Raw genomic sequence first — 19,788 nt, 5'->3', positions numbered from 1 at the left:
GCTTTTTAACTCGTATGAACGCTCAAACGACATTTTTCCGACGCCTGACATCTCCCCTCCGCAGAGGGCTTTGCGCGATGTCCGCCGTTTGCCTGTCTTTCGCTGGCAGCCCTGCCGTTGCTGATGCGGTTACCATGCCTGACATGCTTATCGGCGTCACTCAGGGCTTTCTTGAATTCACCGTAGAAGACTATCTGGCCACCAGTCAAACGGAAGGCCGATATGAAATCGAGGTCAACCAGCTCGATCCACGCATGCGCATGCCTATGTGCGACAAGGAATTGACAGCGACACTGGAGAGTCCGGCACGTCCACTGGGCCGTGTCACGGTCAAGGTCCGCTGCGAAGGCGCCTCCCCCTGGACGGTGTTCGTGCCCGCTCAAGTCCGCCTGTTTCGCGAGATTGTCACCACCACGCGGCCACTCAAGCGCGCCGGCATCATCGAGCCGCAGGACGTGACCTTGCGCGAGCGCGACGTCAGCACGATCAATCAGGGTTTCCTGACGTCGGTGGATGAAGCCATCGGCCAGAAATTGACCCGACCAACGGTAGCCGATCAAGTCATTACCCTGGTGCATCTGGAACAGGCGGAAGTCGTTCGCAAGGGCGATCAAGTGGTGATCACTGCCCGCAGCGGCACCCTCGCCGTACGGATGCCGGGCGAAGCGCTGGCCAACGGCGGCCTGAAAGAACAGATTCGAGTGAAGAACCTCAACTCCCAGCGGGTCATCAAGGCGCAGGTTGTGGCGCCCGGCCAGGTGGAAGTAGCGATGTAAGCGGCGAGTGAGCGGCAAGATGAACGGATATTTGAAAAGCCCCTGAGCGTTTGGCAGAAAACTGGCGCTGACCAGAGCTGTTCCCTAAACTGTGCCGCAGCAGGATCTGCAACGGCGCATGCAAGCTCATTGCTAAATGGGCCTAAAGTTTTCCAGGGGATGGCCGAGAACATGGCAAGCGTCCAAATTCCCAGAGGTTTTTAACATGGTCATCGATTTCAGCCGTTTGAACAGCTCCTCGTCACTTACGGGCAGTACACGTACCAGCAACGCCAAGGAAACCGCCGAAACCGGCACCTCCGCGCCGCTGAATACCCCGGCCGAACAGGCCAGTACCGCAAAAAGCGGGGAATCGGTACACCTCAGCAATGAGGCTCAACAGTTGCAGAAGGTCACTGACAAGCTGCGTGATCAGCCTGCCGTCGACAAGGCCCGCGTGGCCGAGTTGAAAGCAGCGATTGCCGATGGCAGCTACAAGGTCGACAGCAACCGTGTAGCCAGCAAACTGCTCAATTTCGAAGCCCAGCGCTAGGCCTCGGTCAGCGCCAGGCTTTTGGACGCTTAAAACCCAAGGCCAGCCATGCACGACACTAATTTATTGCAACTGATCATCGACGACTTTGCTCCAGCTCAACAATTGCTGGAGTTACTGCAAACCGAGTCCCTCGCCTTGCACGGTCGCGACATGCCTCTGCTGGAAGAAATTCTGGCGAACAAGCAGGCATTGATCATTCTGCTCGAACAGCATGGCCGCAAGCGCAGCGAAATCCTCGCCAGTCTCAATCTGTCGCTCGACCGCGCCGGCCTGGAACAACTGGCCAGCCAGTCGAGCATCGGCGACCAGTTGCTCAGCCAGAGCGATGTCCTGACCGATCTGATCGCCCAGTGCCAGGCAGCCAATGCCAGGAATGGCCAGTCGATCATCATGCAACAGGCCGCCACGGCCAATCAGCTGAAAATCCTCACCGGCGGCGAGCCACCCGCGCTCTACGATGCCAGTGGCACCTTCTCCAAACTGCAGAAACCGCGCGCGCTCAGCCAGGCGTGATGCTTTCTTCTATGCTTGCGCCCTATCAACGTGCGAAACATGCTGGCAAAATACTGGCCAGCCGTAGTCAAATTTTGTCTGGAGATTGATTTAACGTGTCCAACGTCCTCAGCGCGGATGATGCTCCGCAGCCCCCAAAGGTGCTCACTACACCTCTGGAAATCTCCAGCAACCTGCGCCAGCTGCAAGAAAGCCATGATCCTCTGATCATCACCTTCCACGAGCGCAGCCAGCGCTTCCAGAGCTACCTGATCAAGGTTGACCGGGAAACCGCCACGATTGCCCTGGACGAAATGATCCCGCGCGATGGCGAACGCTTCCTGCTCGCCGGTGAGCCGTTCAAGGTCGAAGGTTTTCATGACGGCGTGCGCATTGCCTGGGAATGCAACGGCACGCTGAACATCGAAGAATCCAGTGGCGATCGCTTCTACACCGGCGACCTGCCCACCGAAGTGGTTTATCACCAGCGCCGCAATGCGTTCCGCGCCGCTTTGAAGCTGACCGACCTGGTCAGCGTCGAACTGGGCGGCGAAAAGCTCAAGTCGCCTATCGGCGGCAAACTGCTGGATATCTCCGCCACCGGCTGCAAACTGCGCTTCGAAGGCGACATCACCGACCGCCTGCAACTGGGCCAGGTTTATGATCGCCTGATCGCCGCGCCGCTGTTCGGCAACCAGCCGACTTCGGTCGAGCTGCGTTACCTGCACTTCGAAGAAAAACTCAACATCACCTTCGCCGGCCTGCGCTTTCACAACATCAGCGGCCCGGCGGCGCGCAACGTCGAGCGTTTCGTTTATCAACTGCAACGCGAAGCGCGTCGGTTCGATAAAGACGACCTCTGATCGACTGGCATGAAAAAACGGGCAGTCACTGCGGTGACTGCCCGTTTTTTATGCCTGAATCACGGTCTGGCGGGGCTGATGTCCGGCCCCTCACCTTCGATTGTCGAATCGGTTGGCGCGACAGGTTCTGGCTCGGGTTCAGGTTCAGGCTCCGGAGCGACCGTATTCTGCATCTGCTCCTGCACCACCTGCTCGTCAACCCGCGGGTCCAGCGCTGCCACCAACGGCGAACTGGACATGCTGTCCGGCATCGCCACGTGATGCAGCGGTGCATCGTCGACCTGGTGCAGATTGGTCACGGCTTTTGGCCGGATCCGCCACACCAGCACCAACGCGAAAAAGGTGAAGAACGCGTACAGGCTCTGCGGCCCGAAAAGCTTCATCAGCACCCCGGCTGCCAACGGCCCGATACTGGCGCCCACGCCGTAGGTCACCAGCAGCATCGCCGTCAGCGACACCCGACGTTCGCCTTCGACGTGGTCGTTGGAGAACGCCACCGCCAACGGGTACAGGCAGAACTGCACCAGCGAACAGAGGAAGCCGACCACGAACAGCACCTCCAGCGGCACCTGCGGCAGGATCGCCAGTGGCAACGAAGCAACCGCGAGGAACAGCGCGAAACAGCGGATCAACAGCGCCCGGTCATAGCGGTCGGACAACCAGCCCAGCGGCCACTGCACCACCAGCCCGGCAAAAATGCAGCTACCCATGAACAGACCGACCTGTTCGGTGGACAGCCCCTGCTGCGAGGCATACAGCGGCGCCAGACCGTAGAACGAACCGATGATCAGCCCGGCCCCGAGCACCGTGCTCAGCGACTGCGGCACGCGCTTGATAAAGAAGCGCGGCTCCATCGGCGCCGGGTGCAACGGCGCCGGGTGAATCCGTCGAGTCAGCGCCACCGGCACCAGACACAGGGCGAAGCACAGCGCGACCAGCATCAACAGTTCCAGACCAAGGCCCGGGTGCATGACCAGAATCAGCTGACCGAGTACCAGCCCCAGATACGACGCGATCATGTAGCCGCTGAACACCAGTCCCCGCTGATTGGCGTCGGCCTGCTCGTTCAGCCAGCTCTCGATGACCATGTACTGGCACATCATGCCGAGGCCGACGATGGTCCGCAGCACCAGCCAGGCCGGCAGCCAGTCCACCAGCCCATGACCGAGCACCGCCGCGCCGACAATCCCGGCACACGCCGAGTAGGCGCGGATATGCCCGACCCGGGCAATCAGGCGGTGACCGATCTTGCCGCCCAGCACCAGACCGAAATAGTTGGCCGCCATCAACGCACCGACCCACAACCCGTCGACATGGTCGGCAGCCAGACGCAAAGCCAGATAAGTAGATAGAAGGCCCGAGCCGATCAACATCATCAGCGAGGCGAAATACAGCGCTCGAAAGGATTTCCAGATTTGGCGCATCGGCGTTCCGAGCGGCTCCTTGCAGTAAGTATCGGGCTATCAAACGATAGCCCGACGGCGACATTTCGTCAGGCCTGGGCTGCTAGAACACGGCGTTCCCAGGGAGTGATTTCATCAAAGAAACTGGTCAACTCCATGGTCTTCGAAGCGATGTAGCCTTCGATGAACTCCGTGCCGAACAGTTCCTTTGCAAGCTGGCTGCGTTTCAGACGTTCGAGCGCCGCGTGCAAGGTACACGGCAGCGAAAGATTGTCCGGCACTTCGAACTCGCCCTGAATCGCTTCGCTTGGTTCGAGTTCATGCTCGATGCCGTACAAGCCGGCGGCCAGGCTTGCGGCAATCGCCAGATACGGGTTGGCATCGGCGCCCGGCAAGCGGTTCTCGACCCGACGGGCAACCGGCGAACTGGCCGGGATGCGCAGGCCGGCGGCACGGTTGTCGTGGGACCAGCAGGCGTTGTTCGGCGATGCAAACGGATGGCACAGGCGCTGGTAGGAATTGACGTTCGGCGCAAACAGCGCGGTGAAATCAGCCATGCCCGCCTGCTGCCCGCCGATGAAGTGGCGGAACATTGCAGTCGGCTGACCGTCCGCATCGCTGAACACATTTTTGCCGCTGCCGATCTCGACGATGCTCTGATGAATGTGCATCGAACTGCCCGGCGTGTGCGCCAGCGGCTTGGCCATGCACACCACGGTCAGGCCGTGCTTGAGCGCGACTTCCTTGAGCAGATGCTTGAACAGAAAGGTCTGGTCGGCCAGCAACAGCGGATCGCCGTGCAGCAGGTTGATCTCGAACTGGCTGACGCCCATTTCGTGCATGAAGGTATCGCGTGGCAGGCCCAGAGCCGCCATGCATTTATAGACTTCACTGAAGAACGGTCGCAGACCGTTGTTGGAACTGACGCTGAACGCCGAATGACCGTCCTCGCGACGACCGTCGAGACCGACTGGCGGCTCGAACGGTTGGGTCGGGTCGGTGTTCGGAGCGAACACAAAAAATTCGAGTTCGGTTGCCACCACCGGCGCCAGACCGAGCGCCGCGTAGCGGGCAATGACTTTTTTGAGCTGGCCACGGGTCGACAGGTTGGAGCTTTCGCCGGTCAGTTCGTCGGCATCACAGATTGCCAAGGCCCGTGGCTCTTCGCTCCATGGCAACGGATGGATCTGCGCAGGATCGGCCACCAGCGCCAGATCGCCGTCATCGCTGCCATAGAATTTCGCGGCAGGATAACCGCCCATGATGCATTGCAGCAGCACCCCCCGGGCCAACTGCAGACGCCGCCCTTCGAGGAAGCCCTCGGCGGTCATTACCTTGCCCCGTGGCACGCCGTTCAAATCCGGCGTGACACATTCAATCTCATCAATGCCCGTCAATCGCTGCGCGAGTGAACGCTGGCCATCGGTTGTCATGACGCAATCCTTGTTATTGTGCGAGCCGCGAACGGCGACCCGGACAAAATAGGCTTCGGCTGTTCGGAATATCAAGCAGCAGCCAACAAAAAGAATTCCGGTCGATGAATCGGTGATTCAGGGCAGGTAAATACTGAACACGCCGCCGCCCAACGGGCCGCCATTGCGGATCTCGGTCCGGCCGCCAACACCGTTGCGCTGATGCAGCGCGGCGATGCGTCCGGCGAAGTACAGACCAAGGCCGGTACTGCCACTGCTGTGGTTGAGGCCCTGCACGTAATCGGACTGACGCTCAAGCATTTCGGCCGGGTAACCGTCGCCGTCATCGTTGATGCTCAGCACCAGTTGCCCGGCTTCGTCGCTGACGGTGATCAGCAGCGATTCGCGGGCGTAACGGATCGCATTGTTGATGCAGTTGCCCAGCACCGAGGCGATCAGCTCACGATCGAAGAAGCCCAGGGGACTGAGCGGATCGACTTCGTAAGTGGCGAGGATTCCACGGCTGGCGAACACTTCCTGATGCGCCGCCAGTTGCGCCTCGATGAAGTCGTCCAGCTCGTGATAAGCCGGCTGCAACGGCATCTGATTGACCCCGAGCTTGTACAGCCCGAGCAACTGCACCAGCATGCCGTTGAGGTGGGCGAACTCGAAGTCGATCACGCCCTGCTCCGGCCCCTGGCGATGTGCTTCGGGCAAGCGCGCCAGCCATTGGCTGTGGGCCTGCATCAGCATCGCCAGAGAGTTTTTCATGTCGTGCACGGTGGAGGCGATCACCGTGGAAAAATCCAGTGCCTGCTCGTCTTGGTTCATTCGCCAAACGCCTTGCTTTTCAGCTTCTGATAACGCGGATAACGCGCGTCGGTATCGGGCATCATGCCCACCAGTTTCAGGCAGGCCCGACATTCTTCCAGCTCCGCCGACGGCACATTGGTGTCGGTGCCGTGCAGCAGCGACTGGGCCATGTTCAGCGCAATACTGATGTTCTTCGGTTGCATCTTCAGCGCCTTGCGGAACACCTCGCGGGCCTCCACCAGGTTGCCGGTCTTGTACACGCGCACGCCCTGCCGGTTGAGGTCGGCGGCCGCGTTGCTGGAGCTGAGAATAGTCGGATCGTCAGTGAGCTTGGCGATGTCTTTCATCACCGTCGGGTCATCGCCGTAGATTTCCGCACAACTCTTGAGCATCGAGGTGCCCGCCTCGGTCTGGCCGAGCATCTGCAATTGCTTGGCCACCAGCAACGCGGCCTCGGGGCTCATGAACTGCTCCATGCCGTCCAGGCGCATCAGCGCTTGTTCGGTGAGTTTTTCGGCGGTCTCGGCATCGTTGAGCAACAGGCTCGTAGCCTTCATCAGACGCGCACGAATCTGCAGGCCCGGATCGGTCGGGTTTTCCTTGGCCACGGCGCTGAGGGTGGTGTTGATCTCCAGACGCGTACGGGTGTCGAGCCCGCGTTCGCTGCCCTTGCTGATCAAGGCATGGGCCAGGCCGAGATTGCTTTCCGGATCCTTGAACCGCGATTGCGCGCCCTGATTCACCGCCTGGCGATAAGCCCGGGAGGCGGTGTCGAAATCTTCGTTGGCCATCGCCAGCTTGCCCAGCAATGCCTGACGGCGCACCGCCAGCGGCGACAGGCGAATCGCTTCCTCCAGCACTTGCTGCGCGCCTTTGGTATCGCCTTCGGCGACCAGCACGTCAGCCATGCCGTCATACAGCGCCGGCATCATCGGGAAGACCTTCAGGGCTTTTTCGTAAACGCCCTTGGCCTGACTGACCTGCCCACGCTTGAACAGCAACTTGCCTAACCCGGCAAACGCCCACGGCAACGGCCGGTCAGCGATGATGCTGTCGTAAAGGCGCTCGAGCGCTTCGTTCTGATTCATGTCGCGCAACGCATCGGCGCGATAGCGCAGGCACAGCGGCGAATAGCGGATGTCCTGTTTGCACAGGGCGATGCAAGCGTTGAGCACTTCCATCGGTTTGCCACGGTCGAGGGCTTGCAGAATCGGCTTGAGCAGGGTCTTGCGCTGCTCCAGACGCTCCAGCCGCTGAGCCAGGCCAGAGCGGTTGAACGGCTTGGTCAGGTACGCGTCCGGTTCGTGCTCCAGGGCACTGAGCACCATCGCCTGACTGGTCTCGGCCGTGACCATCACGAACACCGCTTCGTGGCTGATCAGCTTCTCCATCATCAGGTCTTCCAGCACCTGCTGGCCGTTCTTTTTGCCGTCACCGAGGTGGAAGTCCTGAAGGATGAAATCGTAGGACTTCTGCGCGCACATTTTCAGCGCCTGCTCACCCGTGTCGGCGGTGTCCACATCCTTGACGCCCAACTCGCGCAACATCGAACGCACGGAACTGCGGAAATCCGAGAAATCATCGACGATCAGAAAACTCTTTTGGTGATACGACAGCATCGAGGATTTCCAGGCAATTGAAGAAGATGGACCATTTCCAGGCGCGCAGATGATAGCTGCCGGCCAAATGCTATCAAGCGATTTCGCGCGACTCTGAAGTCACCGAATGGGTTATCGGCCGGATCAGCGGTTCTCTTGAAGCGGGGGTTCAAGATTCGTTGCGCAAGGATTACCCTGCGCGGCGGTTCTCACCTTCCAATGGCAAAGGATTCATCGTGCACATCAAGGGACGCTACATCGTATCGGCCTGTGCGCTGCTGTTTTTTCAGCAGGTACTGGCGAGCGGAATGGACTGCACAAAGGCTGCGAGTGTTGTGGAGAAGGCGATTTGCACGGACAAGCCGCTATATGAGTTGGATGTGCAGATGGGGGCGGCTTACCGAAAGTTGATGAAAGCTGCCCCGGAGCAGGCCGAAGTGAAAAAGGCTCAGCGTCAGTGGCTGAAAGAGCGTGATCGATGTGGCGAGGAGTTCGGTTGTCTGAACCAGCGTTATCAGGATCGTTTGCCGGTCTTGCACGCGCAGTGGATCGAGGCTGTCGCTTACAAACCGGACGACGTTGATAAAAAGGTCATGGAGGATTTGCAGCAGCGGGTTCGAGAGATGAGCAAGGAGAACCCGGAGTTTGCGCTGGAGCGGGCGCTGGATTCTCTCTCGAGCGACAACGGCGAAACTTCATTCTCCGGCGATCCCAGTGACGACAACACTTACGATCAGACCTTGTTTCCCAAAAGCATTCCCAAGGGTGTAACCCATAATGAATGGAAGGCGCTTAATGCTTCCGGCCTTGACGCTGATGCCGAGCAGGGCCAGGCGAATTACTCATTGATAGACCTGGACGGCGACGGTCAACGGGATCTGATCGTTTCAACCTACACCGGTGGTACAGGCCTCTTCAGCTTCTATGAAACCTTCCATCGCGATGGAGAACGGTTCACCAGAAGGCTGGCTCCCTATGATCCGGACGCCAGCGCCGGGAGCTCGTTGTTCTCCACCAGTGATCGAGGCGCCAACCAATCGGCAGCCTGGATCAAATCTCATGGAAGGATGTATCTCGCCTATCGCAACGGGTCATACGGTGTCGATCAGGTCTACCTGCTCAATCCCCTGAAGATCAACAGCCAAATACCAACAGTAATGGTTCGGTATGACTACAAGTTGATCGTGCCGAGTAATCAATACTCCGAGCAAAGCAGTACCAGCTACGTACTGGACCCAGTCTTGCGAAAGACTCTAATGAAAGCCCTGACCCAATCGGGTGCAGGTAAACCTCAACAACCCAGCCAACACAAAGGCCCCCTCTGCCCCATTCCTGCATCGGGCTCGGGAGACGACGACTATTACAGTTACGGCGCAGGTTACTACGCAGTAGAAACCGTCATGGACTTGCCAGTCTTCATCGACGACGAGTGCTTCATCGCAAGGCTGAACAATTGGTTTGGTAGTTACAGCGAGAAAGACGGATTGCCCGCCTTGCTGACTTTGCGCAAGCCCGGGTCTCAAGATCCCGAACGGGGCTTCTCAGTCAACGGCCGCCGACATTTCACGAACGTCACAACCTCGATTGGAAAAGCAGAGGGTGGAGCTGAAATTTTCTAGCCCTTCCTCCTGCAAGATTGAAAGACACAAAAAAGCCCCACCAGACACCTCTGCGTGGGGCTTTGTACTTCAGGGCGCTTCTCAGACCTCCGCCACCAACACATCGGCAATCCGAATACTCAATGCCGCACCTGTCAGCGTCGGGTTCACGCAGGAGGACGATGGCATGACGCTCGTGCCTGCGATGAACAGGTTGGAATGGTCGTGACTGCGGCAATCGCGGTCTACCACCGAGTCTTTCGGGTCATCGCCCATGATGGTGGTGCCCATGATGTGCTGACGGTTCTGGAAGCCCGTGTCGGTGCTGAGGATGTCGGCGTCGAGCAGTTTTGCAAACTGCTTGAAGTCTTCCAGCGCCTTCTCTTTACCGGCGTGCCAGTAGTCGGGAACGCTGTAGTAGATCTCGGGAACCGGCAGGCCGATAGCGTCGAACTTGGTCTTGCTCGGGGTGACCCGGTTTTCCGGCAGTGGCAGGGTTTCGAAATCGACGGCCCAGTTCAGGGAGCGCGCCGATTGCAGGCGGATCTGCTCATCGAGCTTCGAGCCCAGCACGCCTTTGGCAATCAGGTTCGAAGTGATTTGCGACGTCGGCACGGTGTTGCGCACCTTGATCTTGTAGCTCGGGTAATCGTTGCGAAACGCGCCATCGCGACTGTTCAGATAGACCAGCAATTGCGTCGGCCCTTCGCCCGGCCACATGTCTTCCTTGGTCATGACGTTCATGCTGATGCCGGTGTGGTCCATCAGGTTGCGCCCGACCTGATCCGAGGAGTTGGCAATCCCGTTCGGGTACTTTTCCGAGGTCGACATCAACAGCAGCTTCGGCGACTCGATACCGTATGCCGCCAGCACAAAGGCCCGGGCGGTCAGTTTGTGTTTGGACTTGTCGGGGCGCATGTACCAGATCGCGGTGATCTTGCCGTCGTCGCCCGCCTCGATCTTGTAGACGACAGAGTTGTCCAGCACCTTGGCGCCATGGCGCTCGGCTTCATCGATGTGCATCGAACCATCGTACTTGGCGGCAATCGGGCACACCGGGTTGCAGTTGTTGTTGCCGGCACAGGGAGGCCGTTTGCCATAGGGACGGGTCGCCCGGCCATTCGGCTCGAGGATCGGGTTATACCCGCCCTTGCTGAGCAATTCGGAAAGGCGTTTGAACATGTAGCTCGGCTTCAGGCCCTCCATCGGATAGGGAATCGAGCGCGGCGGATAGGCGTCCCCGCCCTGCCCGCTTTCGTCCTGGCCGTCGACACCGGAAACGCCCAGTTCGATTTCAGCTCGAGCGTAATACGGTTCCAGTTCGTCATAACTGATCGGCCAGTCACGCCCACGGCCATACAGCGACTTGAGACGAAAATCATTGGGCAGCATGCGCCACAGCGAGGAACCGAAATGCCAGGTGGTGCCACCCACCACACGCAGATAAGAGGTGTTGTATTTCACCGGCCCTACCTGCTGCAGATAGTCGCCATAGGTAGAGGGCGCGTGGGGCAGGCTCGGATAAGGCGACCCGGCGCCCTGCAACTTGGCGTTGGCCAGCGAGAGTTTCACCGGGGCATTGCGGAATGTTTCCACCACATCACGGCGATTCACTCGGGGACCGGCCTCGAGCACGATCACCGACTTGTTCGCTTTGGCCAGGCCCGTGGCGATCAGACCGCCCATGACACCGGAACCGATGATCACCACATCGGCATCGAATTGATCGCTGCTCATACTGTCGAGTCCTGAATGACTGCTGGTTTGGGACCCCATGAATCCGGGCCGCCACCGTAGGTTGGAATGATGAGAATGCCGTGAGTGGGCTGATACATCATGGCGAGGGAATAGCTGATCAGCTCCGCATCCGCCGGCTCACCGACGATGCCCAGATACCAGGCGGAAATGATGCTGGTGGCCGTGGCCCGCAGCGACGGATCCGGATTCGGCTGCGCCAGGTATTCATCGACATGCTTGTAACCCTGTGCGCCGATCAATTGCTTCAAGGCAATCACGTTGGTCGAGAAATTCGGCGCGCGCTTGTCCAGCGCAGCGTAATAACGACCGGCCAGAACCGGATTGACCGCACGGCTGACCAGAAACTGCGACAGCGCAATGAAATCGTCGCTCGATACCTGGGCTGCCAGTACCGACTGCCAGGGCAGCGCACTGCCGATCATCGCGGCCAGCCCCAGCGTCACGGAACCGCGCAACAGATTGCGGCGAGTGAGCCCAGTCGAGCTTTCGATTTGCGTTTTTTCGTGTTTGTGCATCATTGAAGTGTCCATTGCTCAGGCCCCCTTGCGCCGACGTGCAATCAAGGCCCATGCGCCCAGGCCGATCAACACGCACACGAGAATGATGACCGGGGTCGTAAACTTCGCCATCACTGCCAGTGGCGCCTGGGGCCCACCGTTGCGTACCTGTGCCACATCGGCGGCGGTGACAACCGTGTCGGCATTGCCGTAGCGCGACAGCACGTAGTTGCTGACGTCGGCAATCTGCTGGTCGTTCAGGCGATCGGTGAACAACGCGTCCGGGCCGAAACCCGGCATGTCGATGGCCACACCGTCGACTTCACGATGCACGCCGTACACGATGGCCGCGATCAGGTTGTCGCTGCGACTGGTGGCGGTGTTGTGAAACAGCGATGGGTATTCCCGCGTGCCTTGACCGTTCGGCTGATGGCAGTTGGCGCAAGTGCCACTGAATATGTGCCATCCCGGATTGTCCCCCGGTTTGCCTCCGCGCAGCGTCAACTCATCGACCGAAGCCTGACCGTACTCGTGCCGGGCCTTGCTCTCCCCGGTCTTGATCGGCGTGGTCTGCAACAGATAGGCCGCGATGGCTTTGAGATCCACATCGCTCAGATGCTGCAGACTGTTCTCCACCGCCTCGGCCATTGGGCCTGCCGCCTGGGCCTTGCCCTCGACGTGACCGGTACGCAGATAGGCCACGATCTCGTCGCTCGACCAGGCACCGATGCCGCTGACTTTGTCGGAAGTGATATTGGGGGCATACCAACTGCCCAGTGATCCGCCGGCCAACGGTTTTGCGCTGTCGGCCGCCATCAGGACATTGCGCGGTGTGTGGCAGGTATCGCAGTGAGCCAGGCCGTTGACCAGATAGTCGCCACGGTTGACCTCGGCAGACTTGGCCGGATCCGGCGTGAAGCGTGTTTTGCTGTGGAACAGCGCGTTCCAGCCAATCATCGATGCGCGGATATTGAACGGGAAATCCAGAGCGGTTTTCTGGTTCAGCGTATCGACCGGCGCCACTTCATGCATGAAGTAGTCGTAGAGCGCAGCAATGTCGCTGTCGGTCATCTTCGAATAAGAGGTATAGGGCATCGCCGGGTACAGCCGAGTGCCATCGGCCGCCACCCCGTCACGGACCGCACGGGCGAATTGCTCAGACGTGTAATTGCCGATACCCGCCGTTTTCGAAGGCGTGATGTTGGTCGAGTAGATCGTGCCCATCGGTGAGCCGAGCGGATAGCCACCCGCAAAAGCCTTGCCGCCTGGCGCCGTATGACAAGCCACACAGTCAGCGGCTACCGCCAGACGCTTGCCCACCGACGCGGTGCTGTCGAGCGCCTCGCCGTACGCGGTGCCAGCTATGGCGATCAGCAGCGTAACCAATCCGGCAGAGGCGTACCCCCTGCGTTTCCCTTTATCAATGCGACGCGACATGAGTCCTACCCTAGGCTGCTTCGTTCTTTTTTTTCACGGTTCTGGAAATCACGAACACAGCGTCCTCGTCATCTTGAGCGACAAGGACGAAGAGGTACGATGTCGTACGTATTTATTGGAATATTCCACACAATGTAACACTTGGCAACAAATAGAAAAGGCCAAGTGCCATCTTTTGTATGTATGTGCTGAATGCTCTAAAACGCTGGTTACAAGGGGGTTTAATGCGGAATATATTTAGATAAGAAACAACTGGTAACCCTACAGTTGTGGACTCCGCAGCCGAAAGATGTACGACGACGAACCATTTTCGTACGAGCTGCGCTCGATATTGCTCCGCCCCCACATGTCAGCAGGATGCCCCTTATGAGCTGGTTGAATGACGCAAGACTTTCCACGAAATTGATCACGGCCTTCGCGGCGTGCGCCTTCATCACCCTGGGGGTGGGCCTGCTGGGAAGCCGGGGAGTGACCGAACTCTCGACAAGCCTCAGATCGGTGTTCGGCAACAACCTCGTCGCCGTCGCCAACATCGCGCAGACCAAAATCAAGGCTGTCGGACAGACCCGTGACATGTATCGGCTTTACGTCGCCACTGCCGCCAACCTGCCCCAGAGCACCAAAGACGAATTTCTCGCCTCGATGAGCGCCAACCAGTTGGCGAGTGAAAAAGCCTTTGCCGAATACCGGAAAACCGAGCTTGCCGACGACGAACGTGCAGCCGGTGACCGGATGGAGAAGGCCTGGCCCGTTTACCAGGCGATCGTGCAAAGGTATCTGGGCCTGATGAAGGCCGGCGACCTGGAAAATGGCCGCGAACTGCTGCTCGGCGACCTGCAGAAAAACTATCGCGTCGTCATGGACGAATTGACCATCATGACCAACTCCAACGACATGCAGGTCAGCGAAGCCGCAAAGCGATCGGTTCTGACGGAGTCCTCTGCCAAGACATCGCTGTACATCGGCATCGTGCTGGCCTTCGTCGCGGCGATTTTGCTTGGCCTGTTCATCAGCCGACTGATCAGCCGCCCCATCTCCAAAGCCGTTGAAAGCGCCCGAAGCATCGCTGGCGGCGACTTGACTCAAAACATCGTCAGCACCGGCCGCGACGAGGCCGGCCAGCTGCTCACAGCCCTGGCCGAGATGCAGGGCAGTCTGAAAAGCACTATTCAGCAGATCGCCAGCGCGGCGGATCAACTGGCTTCCGCCGCCGAAGAACTCACCGCCGTCACAGACAATGGAAGCCGCGGACTGATTCGTCAGAACGACGAGATCCAGCAAGCAGCGACGGCTGTCACGGAAATGACCTCCGCCGTGGAAGAAGTTGCACGCAATGCGGTATCCACCTCCGAGGCCTCCCAGACCACCAGCCGGGAAGCCAGCAATGGACGCGATCAAGCGCGAAACGCCGTTGCCGCGATCAACCATGCAACCACGGAAATCGCCACCTCCACCACCATGGTCAAGGATCTGGCGGAGAAAGTTCGAGACATCGGCAAGGTTCTGGATGTGATCCGGGGGATTGCCGAGCAAACCAATCTGCTGGCGCTTAACGCTGCCATCGAGGCTGCGCGCGCGGGTGAGCAAGGTCGAGGTTTTGCCGTGGTCGCCGACGAGGTACGAGCCCTGGCGGCAAGAACCCAAGCTTCGACGGGGGAAATCGAAGGCATGATCAACGACGTTCGCAACAGTGCAGACGAAGCCGTCGGCGCCATGGGGAAAAGCCAGGCGCTGGTCAGCGAAACCCAGTCACTGGCGCAAGCGACCGGCCAGGCATTGGAGCTGATTGCCGACGGCATCTCGCAGATCAATGATCGCAACCTCGTCATCGCCACAGCCTCGGAAGAACAGGCACACGTAGCTCGCGAAGTGGACCGAAATCTGGTCAACATCCAGGATCTCTCCACCCAGACGGCGGCAGGCGCGCATCAGACCAGCGCCTCGACCCAGGAACTGTCCAACCTGGCGGCGTCGTTCAACACCCTGGTCAGTCGCTTCCGCTTATAAGTTCCTGAAAACAAAAAGCCCCGCCAGATCACTCTGTGCGGGGCTTTTTCAATAGATGGTGTCCCAGGGCAGGTTCGAACTGCCAACCTTCCCCTTAGGAGGGGGATGCTCTATCCAATTGAGCTACTGGGACACAAATCTGTCGGTGCGACAGACGGCGTGCATGTTAACGGCCGGGCCCTGTTTTGTCATGTCGTCCGCAGGGCTTTTTAAGTGTAGGCAGGCGCCTTGCAAGGGTGCCCGACGTTTTACCGTGCAATTTGCATCGCCGCAAAAAGCTACCATTGCAAAATGCAATGATCCACCTCCGAAAAACCCTGATAAATGCTTGTTTTTAAAGGACTTAACAGCGGTTAGACTATTGGCACGACGGCTGCTTTACCGGTTCTTATACAAGTACAATCGGAGACTCGTCTCATGAACAGCGCCCTCGTGTTCGCAAATGCAATCGCATTGGCCGTTCTGGTCGGCTTTCACTTCGCCCCCGCGGATAACGAAAAAGTGGCCGGACGCATGCCGCACTACCTGCAAGTGCAGAAGGCGCCGCAATGGGCGGTGTTGAGCGATAAGAGCTTTGCCCCGCAAGCAGTCAGCGAGTCTGAACAGGCGTTGCCGACGCATTCGACTGAACGTCTGGTTTTTTGAAATATCTTCAGGAGTACAGCATGTCCAAGTCAGCTGCAGGATTTCTGATCCTCGCCTTATTGAGTGGCCTCGGGCATTTTTCGCTGTTCGAGGAAACCGAAATATCCCTACCCCTGATCGGTTGCGGCGTCTTTTCGGCGCTGTTCGTATTGGCACTGGTGGCCGGACGCAAGATCAAGTTTGATCCGGTATTGCGCTGAACCTGACCAGCTCCAGCAGATGATTGACGGCAATGGCCAGGTCGCCCGAGTTGTCGATCAGGTGCACAGGGCTGTCGGTTGAACGCCTGTCCTTGAACAGCGTGTTGCGGGCCAGCCTCGCATCGATCTGTTCCAGCGTCTCCCGCCCACGCCGAAGCAGGCGCTCACGCAAGACGTCGTCTCGCACCGTCAGCAACACCGGCACCAGCGTCGGATAGCGTTCCAGCGCTTGCCTGAGGTTCGCCCGAGAACCGTTCACCAGGACGTGTTTACCGGCTTTCAACCATTGGTCCATTTCCACCGGTATCCCGTAGGCGAGACCATTGGCCTCCCACGCCAGCGAAAAATCGCCAGCGCGCTGAAGTCGTTCGAACTCCTGCGGCGTTACGCCGATCGCATCCTCACCCACGGATTCGGCCGAACGGGTGATGACCCGGCGCATGACTTCACAATTCAACGCCCGCAAAGGTTCGCGCGCAGCCTCAATCAGACTGTCCTTGCCGGAGCCGGAAGGTCCCATGAGGTAAATCAGCCTGCCATCCATCCTGAAAACGCCCTCCGGCGGGCATTTGCCCCTAGTAAATCGGCCATTTGCCACTATCCTGTACAAGGTAAGGAACAACGATTCAAGCCGCATAGCATGCACGTTCTGAAGCCTTTGGGCATCAGTCGACGTGCTTCAGGACGCGGTCAGCGATACGGGCCGACGCTTTCTTTTCAAACCAGTCCGCATTTCTGATAATTGGTGCTGGCATTACGCCTTTACCCGGATCAATATTTGTCACAGAATTGACGCCAATGATCTGGCAATTTTGAGGCATGATGCGCGCCTCTTAACAATTCAGGTTGAACCATTTGGCGCGGATGCTTGTCCTACCACACATCCTGCGGCCAATCCCGAGAACCGCTCCCCTGAACTAACCGGTTAAATATATGCGCCCATTGAAACAGGCAATTTATTCCAGCCGTACGGCTGACAAGTTCGTCGTACGTCTGCCAGACGGAATGCGTGAACGCATTGCCGAGGTGGCTCGCAATCATCATCGCAGCATGAACTCCGAGATCATTGCGCGCCTTGAGCAGAGTCTTATTCAGGAAGGTGCACTGGGCGAAGAGCTGAGCATGCGCCTGGACAGCCCGGAGCTGTCGCTGCACGAACGCGAGCTGCTGCAACGCTTCCGCCAGCTCTCCCACCGCCAGCAGAACGCGCTGGTTTCTCTGATCGCCCACGACGCCGAAATGGCCGCAGACGCATCCTGAGCCACACCGAACACCTCAAGCCAGCATGAATGCTGGCTTTTTTTGGCCCGCAATTCGGGTTTTTCAGGGGCGAAAAAAAGCCCGCCAATCGGCGGGCTGTTTCAATGCAGTCGGTCAGAGCAGGAAGATCGTCGCCAACCCCAGGAAGATGAAGAAGCCACCACTGTCGGTCATGGCCGTGATCATCACGCTGGCACCCATTGCCGGATCCCGGCCCATCTTGGCCAGGGTCATCGGGATCAACACCCCCATCAACGCTGCCAGCAGCAGGTTCAACGTCATGGCGGCCGTCATCACCACACCCAACGACCAACTGCCGTAGAGCAAGTAAGCGACCACACCGATCACACCGCCCCAGACCAGGCCATTGATCAACGCCACGGCTAGCTCTTTGCGCATCAGGCGCGAGGTGTTGCCGGTGCTGACCTGGTCGAGCGCCATGGCGCGAACGATCATGGTGATCGTCTGGTTGCCGGAGTTACCGCCGATGCCCGCCACGATCGGCATCAGCGCCGCCAAGGCCACCAGCTTCTCGATCGAACCTTCGAACAGACCGATCACCCGCGATGCGACGAATGCCGTGATCAGGTTGATCGCCAGCCACGCCCAACGGTTGCGCAGGGATTTCCAGACGGAGGCGAAGATGTCTTCCTCTTCACGCAGACCCGCCATGTTGAGGACTTCGCTTTCGCTCTCCTCACGAATCAAGTCGACCATTTCGTCGATGGTCAGACGGCCGATCAGCTTGCCGTTCTTGTCGACCACCGGGGCCGAGATCAAGTCGTAACGCTCGAACGCCTGAGCGGCGTCGTAGGCGTCTTCATCCGGGTGAAAACTCACCGGGTCACTGGCCATGACTTCGGAAACCTGCTTCTCCGGGTCATTGACCAGCAAACGCTTGATTGGCAGCACGCCCTTGAGCACGCCGTCGTAGTCGACCACGAACAGTTTGTCGGTATGGCCCGGCAGCTCTTTGAGGCGGCGCAGGTAACGCAGAACCACTTCGAGACTCACATCCTCACGGATGGTCACCATCTCGAAGTCCATCAGCGCACCGACCTGCTCCTCGTCGTAGGAGAGAGCAGAACGCACACGCTCGCGTTGCTGCTGGTCCAGAGTCTCCATCAGCTCATGGACGACGTCTCGCGGCAGCTCGGATGCCAGGTCAGCAAGTTCGTCGGCATCCATGTCCTTGGCCGCAGCCAGGAGCTCGTGATCGTCCATGTCGGCGATCAGCGTTTCACGGACGGAATCGGATACTTCGAGAAGAATGTCGCCGTCGCGATCGGCCTTGACCAGTTGCCAGAGCGTCAGACGATCGTCCAGCGGCAGAGCTTCAAGAATGTAGGCGACGTCGGCGGAGTGCAGATCATCGAGCTTGCGTTGCAACTCGACGAGGTTTTGCCGGTGGACCAGGTTCTCGACCCGGTCATGATGCGGGCCTTCCTGGCGATGAGTCAGGTCTTCGACGACCCGTTGGCGCTGCAGCAGCTCGACGACCTGAGCCAGGCGATCCTGCAGGCTTTCCTGTGTTTTCTTTACTTCGATTTCGGACATAGGCGAACTCCACTCCCAGCAGCGGGGCACGCCGGAAGGATCAATCAGTCAATTCATGATTGGTGAAACGGGTTACTGAATAACTACTGGGTAAGTCCATGGAGGTTTTCCATAAGCCCCGGCGGGGCTGACGGGCGCAATGATACACCGCCTGACGGTTTTAAACGTTAAAAAATAGTGGCTGAAACAAGCGCTTGCGAGACAAAGCTGAGCACTGTCCTGATCCTTCACACTGCGACGACTCATCCTGAAAAGAAAACACACCGGCGGTGAAAAAACTGCCGGCTAAGCTTGAGAAGGATCGTCATGGAGGACGCCGAATGCCATCGAAAACATCCCGATTCATGCTGACCACCCTGCTCTGCCTGCCCGCCATCGGGAACGCAACGACACTTCATCGTTGCGAAGCCTCTGATGGTAGCGTCACGTTCACAACGCTGAGCTGTCCGAACGACGAGCACCTTTCGTTGCAGGAAGTTCGCCCCTACTCGCCAGGCTCGACAGTCAACCTGATACCCGAAGCCCGGCACGAAGAAATATCCGGTATGAATATCAGAAAACGAGAAATGGCCGTCGTTGGGCGCACCCAGGACAAATGCGGAGATCTGATCGATGCACGACAGAAGCGCGAGGCGATCATCAATCAACGAATCATCGCCGGCATGAGCCAACAGGATGTTGAAAGCGCTTTGGGCAAACCCGACAAGGTGAGCATCCGCAATTCGGCAACGAGTTATCGTTACGACCTCAAGCGAGGGCGCAGTGCTCAAATCGATTTTGATGAGAAAGGATGCGTGACAGGAAAAGCCAAATCCAGGACAGCAAAAAGCCCGCGTTAAACGCGGGCTTTTCGGTATATGGTGCACTCGACAGGATTCGAACCTGTGACCGCTCGGTTCGTAGCCGAGTACTCTATCCAGCTGAGCTACGAGTGCAT

General features: G+C 58.7%; 19 protein-coding genes, 2 tRNA genes and 1 pseudogene. 11 read left to right on the top strand and 11 right to left on the bottom strand.

Going from position 1 to position 19,788, the window contains the following annotated elements:
* The first annotated feature begins 14 nt into the window (after nucleotides 1-14).
* The 4 genes from flgA (at nucleotide 15) to ACKUG4_RS14230 (ending at nucleotide 2,666) form a co-directional block, all read left to right on the top strand.
* Entirely contained in the window at nucleotides 15-776 is a 762-nt protein-coding gene (gene flgA, locus ACKUG4_RS14245; RefSeq protein WP_064598681.1) for a flagellar basal body P-ring formation chaperone FlgA, read from the top strand.
* Between the two features lie 205 nt (nucleotides 777-981).
* Nucleotides 982-1,308, top strand: a complete 327-nt coding sequence (gene flgM / locus ACKUG4_RS14240) for a flagellar biosynthesis anti-sigma factor FlgM (protein WP_007960324.1) — start codon at nucleotides 982-984, stop codon at nucleotides 1,306-1,308.
* 48 nt (nucleotides 1,309-1,356) lie between these two features.
* Entirely contained in the window at nucleotides 1,357-1,824 is a 468-nt protein-coding gene (locus ACKUG4_RS14235; RefSeq protein ID WP_039772108.1) for a flagellar protein FlgN, read from the top strand.
* 95 nt (nucleotides 1,825-1,919) lie between these two features.
* Nucleotides 1,920-2,666, top strand: coding sequence for a flagellar brake protein (locus ACKUG4_RS14230; RefSeq protein ID WP_039772106.1), 747 nt, complete (start codon nucleotides 1,920-1,922; stop codon nucleotides 2,664-2,666).
* 59 nt (nucleotides 2,667-2,725) lie between these two features.
* On the opposite strand, the gene ACKUG4_RS14225 is transcribed toward ACKUG4_RS14230, so the two are convergent.
* From ACKUG4_RS14225 to ACKUG4_RS14210, 4 genes are all read right to left on the bottom strand, one after another.
* The gene (locus ACKUG4_RS14225) at nucleotides 2,726-4,090 is read right to left on the bottom strand and encodes an MFS transporter (protein WP_085610720.1); all 1,365 of its coding nucleotides are present in this window, start codon (nucleotides 4,088-4,090) and stop codon (nucleotides 2,726-2,728) included.
* A gap of 68 nt (nucleotides 4,091-4,158) precedes the next feature.
* Nucleotides 4,159-5,400, bottom strand: coding sequence for a glutamine synthetase family protein (locus tag ACKUG4_RS14220; RefSeq protein WP_445434259.1), 1,242 nt, complete (start codon nucleotides 5,398-5,400; stop codon nucleotides 4,159-4,161).
* Between the two features lie 219 nt (nucleotides 5,401-5,619).
* Complete coding sequence (locus ACKUG4_RS14215; protein WP_445434238.1) at nucleotides 5,620-6,312, bottom strand: sensor histidine kinase; 693 nt, start codon at nucleotides 6,310-6,312, stop codon at nucleotides 5,620-5,622.
* A complete protein-coding gene (locus tag ACKUG4_RS14210) occupies nucleotides 6,309-7,913 on the bottom strand; it encodes a tetratricopeptide repeat-containing response regulator (protein ID WP_085647368.1) in 1,605 nt (534 codons plus the stop codon). The genes ACKUG4_RS14215 and ACKUG4_RS14210 overlap by 4 nt, the downstream gene beginning before the upstream one ends.
* A 215-nt stretch (nucleotides 7,914-8,128) precedes the next feature.
* Here ACKUG4_RS14210 and ACKUG4_RS14205 point away from each other — a divergent pair, with 215 nt between their 5' ends.
* Nucleotides 8,129-9,511: a lysozyme inhibitor LprI family protein gene (locus ACKUG4_RS14205; protein ID WP_445434237.1), complete on the top strand. Its 1,383-nt coding sequence runs from the start codon at nucleotides 8,129-8,131 to the stop codon at nucleotides 9,509-9,511.
* 81 nt (nucleotides 9,512-9,592) lie between these two features.
* Here the strand turns inward: ACKUG4_RS14205 and ACKUG4_RS14200 are convergent, their stop codons facing one another.
* The 3 genes from ACKUG4_RS14200 to ACKUG4_RS14190 are packed head-to-tail and all read right to left on the bottom strand — an operon-like array spanning nucleotide 9,593 to nucleotide 13,182.
* Nucleotides 9,593-11,227 (bottom strand): GMC family oxidoreductase, encoded by a 1,635-nt coding sequence (locus ACKUG4_RS14200; RefSeq protein WP_039772094.1) that lies wholly within the window; start codon nucleotides 11,225-11,227, stop codon nucleotides 9,593-9,595.
* On the bottom strand, nucleotides 11,224-11,778 hold the full coding sequence (locus ACKUG4_RS14195) for a sugar dehydrogenase complex small subunit (RefSeq protein WP_445434236.1): 555 nt from the start codon (nucleotides 11,776-11,778) through the stop codon (nucleotides 11,224-11,226). Before ACKUG4_RS14195 ends, ACKUG4_RS14200 begins: the two co-directional genes overlap by 4 nt.
* A gap of 3 nt (nucleotides 11,779-11,781) precedes the next feature.
* Entirely contained in the window at nucleotides 11,782-13,182 is a 1,401-nt protein-coding gene (locus ACKUG4_RS14190) for a c-type cytochrome (protein ID WP_445434235.1), read from the bottom strand.
* Between the two features lie 357 nt (nucleotides 13,183-13,539).
* Between ACKUG4_RS14190 and ACKUG4_RS14185 the strand changes: the two are divergent.
* Together ACKUG4_RS14185 and ACKUG4_RS14180 are read left to right on the top strand one after the other, a co-directional pair.
* Nucleotides 13,540-14,331 (top strand): annotated as a pseudogene (locus ACKUG4_RS14185) (MCP four helix bundle domain-containing protein); the annotation flags it as partial.
* Nucleotides 14,326-15,189, top strand: coding sequence for a methyl-accepting chemotaxis protein (locus ACKUG4_RS14180; RefSeq protein WP_404943279.1), 864 nt, complete (start codon nucleotides 14,326-14,328; stop codon nucleotides 15,187-15,189). The pseudogene ACKUG4_RS14185 and the gene ACKUG4_RS14180, both read left to right, overlap by 6 nt.
* A gap of 56 nt (nucleotides 15,190-15,245) precedes the next feature.
* On the opposite strand, the gene ACKUG4_RS14175 is transcribed toward ACKUG4_RS14180, so the two are convergent.
* Nucleotides 15,246-15,322 (bottom strand) — tRNA-Arg (locus tag ACKUG4_RS14175).
* A 284-nt stretch (nucleotides 15,323-15,606) separates the two neighbouring features.
* Between ACKUG4_RS14175 and ACKUG4_RS14170 the strand changes: the two genes are divergently transcribed.
* Together ACKUG4_RS14170 and ACKUG4_RS14165 are read left to right on the top strand one after the other, a co-directional pair.
* A complete protein-coding gene (locus tag ACKUG4_RS14170; protein ID WP_064598789.1) occupies nucleotides 15,607-15,834 on the top strand; it encodes a hypothetical protein in 228 nt (75 codons plus the stop codon).
* 20 nt (nucleotides 15,835-15,854) lie between these two features.
* Nucleotides 15,855-16,034, top strand: coding sequence for a PA3371 family protein (locus ACKUG4_RS14165; protein ID WP_007960291.1), 180 nt, complete (start codon nucleotides 15,855-15,857; stop codon nucleotides 16,032-16,034).
* Here the strand turns inward: ACKUG4_RS14165 and phnN are convergent.
* Complete coding sequence (phnN, locus tag ACKUG4_RS14160) at nucleotides 16,009-16,578, bottom strand: phosphonate metabolism protein/1,5-bisphosphokinase (PRPP-forming) PhnN (RefSeq protein WP_445434234.1); 570 nt, start codon at nucleotides 16,576-16,578, stop codon at nucleotides 16,009-16,011. The genes ACKUG4_RS14165 and phnN overlap by 26 nt on opposite strands.
* 389 nt (nucleotides 16,579-16,967) lie before the next feature.
* Here phnN and ACKUG4_RS14155 point away from each other — a divergent pair, with 389 nt between their 5' ends.
* On the top strand, nucleotides 16,968-17,294 hold the full coding sequence (locus ACKUG4_RS14155; RefSeq protein WP_003178899.1) for an Arc family DNA-binding protein: 327 nt from the start codon (nucleotides 16,968-16,970) through the stop codon (nucleotides 17,292-17,294).
* Nucleotides 17,295-17,408: 114 nt separating this feature from the next.
* On the opposite strand, the gene mgtE is transcribed toward ACKUG4_RS14155, so the two are convergent.
* The gene (gene mgtE / locus ACKUG4_RS14150; RefSeq protein ID WP_007960287.1) at nucleotides 17,409-18,851 is read right to left on the bottom strand and encodes a magnesium transporter; all 1,443 of its coding nucleotides are present in this window, start codon (nucleotides 18,849-18,851) and stop codon (nucleotides 17,409-17,411) included.
* A gap of 320 nt (nucleotides 18,852-19,171) precedes the next feature.
* Between mgtE and ACKUG4_RS14145 the strand changes: the two genes are divergently transcribed.
* Nucleotides 19,172-19,690, top strand: a complete 519-nt coding sequence (locus ACKUG4_RS14145; RefSeq protein ID WP_445434233.1) for a cell envelope protein SmpA — start codon at nucleotides 19,172-19,174, stop codon at nucleotides 19,688-19,690.
* Nucleotides 19,691-19,709: 19 nt separating this feature from the next.
* On the opposite strand, the gene ACKUG4_RS14140 is transcribed toward ACKUG4_RS14145, so the two are convergent.
* A tRNA-Arg gene (locus tag ACKUG4_RS14140) sits at nucleotides 19,710-19,786 on the bottom strand.
* Between the last annotated feature and the right edge of the window lie 2 nt (nucleotides 19,787-19,788).

It is taken from the genome of Candidatus Pseudomonas auctus, from assembly GCF_048654275.1.
In the GTDB taxonomy this organism is placed as follows: domain Bacteria; phylum Pseudomonadota; class Gammaproteobacteria; order Pseudomonadales; family Pseudomonadaceae; genus Aquipseudomonas; species Aquipseudomonas pharyngis.
This window is presented reverse-complemented; position numbering and strand designations above follow the sequence as displayed.

Excerpts from the sequence above, each read along its gene's own strand:
- flgA (WP_064598681.1), top strand. The coding sequence starts at position 15 with ATGAACGCTCAAACGACATTTTTCCGACGCCTGACATCTCCCCTCCGC.
- flgM (WP_007960324.1), top strand. The coding sequence starts at position 982 with ATGGTCATCGATTTCAGCCGTTTGAACAGCTCCTCGTCACTTACGGGC.
- ACKUG4_RS14235 (WP_039772108.1), top strand. The coding sequence starts at position 1,357 with ATGCACGACACTAATTTATTGCAACTGATCATCGACGACTTTGCTCCA.
- ACKUG4_RS14225 (WP_085610720.1), bottom strand. The coding sequence starts at position 4,090 with ATGCGCCAAATCTGGAAATCCTTTCGAGCGCTGTATTTCGCCTCGCTG.
- ACKUG4_RS14220 (WP_445434259.1), bottom strand. The coding sequence starts at position 5,400 with ATGACCGCCGAGGGCTTCCTCGAAGGGCGGCGTCTGCAGTTGGCCCGG.
- ACKUG4_RS14215 (WP_445434238.1), bottom strand. The coding sequence starts at position 6,312 with ATGAACCAAGACGAGCAGGCACTGGATTTTTCCACGGTGATCGCCTCC.
- ACKUG4_RS14210 (WP_085647368.1), bottom strand. The coding sequence starts at position 7,913 with ATGCTGTCGTATCACCAAAAGAGTTTTCTGATCGTCGATGATTTCTCG.
- ACKUG4_RS14200 (WP_039772094.1), bottom strand. The coding sequence starts at position 11,227 with ATGAGCAGCGATCAATTCGATGCCGATGTGGTGATCATCGGTTCCGGT.
- ACKUG4_RS14195 (WP_445434236.1), bottom strand. The coding sequence starts at position 11,778 with ATGGACACTTCAATGATGCACAAACACGAAAAAACGCAAATCGAAAGC.
- ACKUG4_RS14190 (WP_445434235.1), bottom strand. The coding sequence starts at position 13,182 with ATGTCGCGTCGCATTGATAAAGGGAAACGCAGGGGGTACGCCTCTGCC.
- ACKUG4_RS14180 (WP_404943279.1), top strand. The coding sequence starts at position 14,326 with ATGCAGGGCAGTCTGAAAAGCACTATTCAGCAGATCGCCAGCGCGGCG.
- ACKUG4_RS14170 (WP_064598789.1), top strand. The coding sequence starts at position 15,607 with ATGAACAGCGCCCTCGTGTTCGCAAATGCAATCGCATTGGCCGTTCTG.
- ACKUG4_RS14165 (WP_007960291.1), top strand. The coding sequence starts at position 15,855 with ATGTCCAAGTCAGCTGCAGGATTTCTGATCCTCGCCTTATTGAGTGGC.
- phnN (WP_445434234.1), bottom strand. The coding sequence starts at position 16,578 with ATGGATGGCAGGCTGATTTACCTCATGGGACCTTCCGGCTCCGGCAAG.
- ACKUG4_RS14155 (WP_003178899.1), top strand. The coding sequence starts at position 16,968 with ATGCGCCCATTGAAACAGGCAATTTATTCCAGCCGTACGGCTGACAAG.
- mgtE (WP_007960287.1), bottom strand. The coding sequence starts at position 18,851 with ATGTCCGAAATCGAAGTAAAGAAAACACAGGAAAGCCTGCAGGATCGC.
- ACKUG4_RS14145 (WP_445434233.1), top strand. The coding sequence starts at position 19,172 with ATGCCATCGAAAACATCCCGATTCATGCTGACCACCCTGCTCTGCCTG.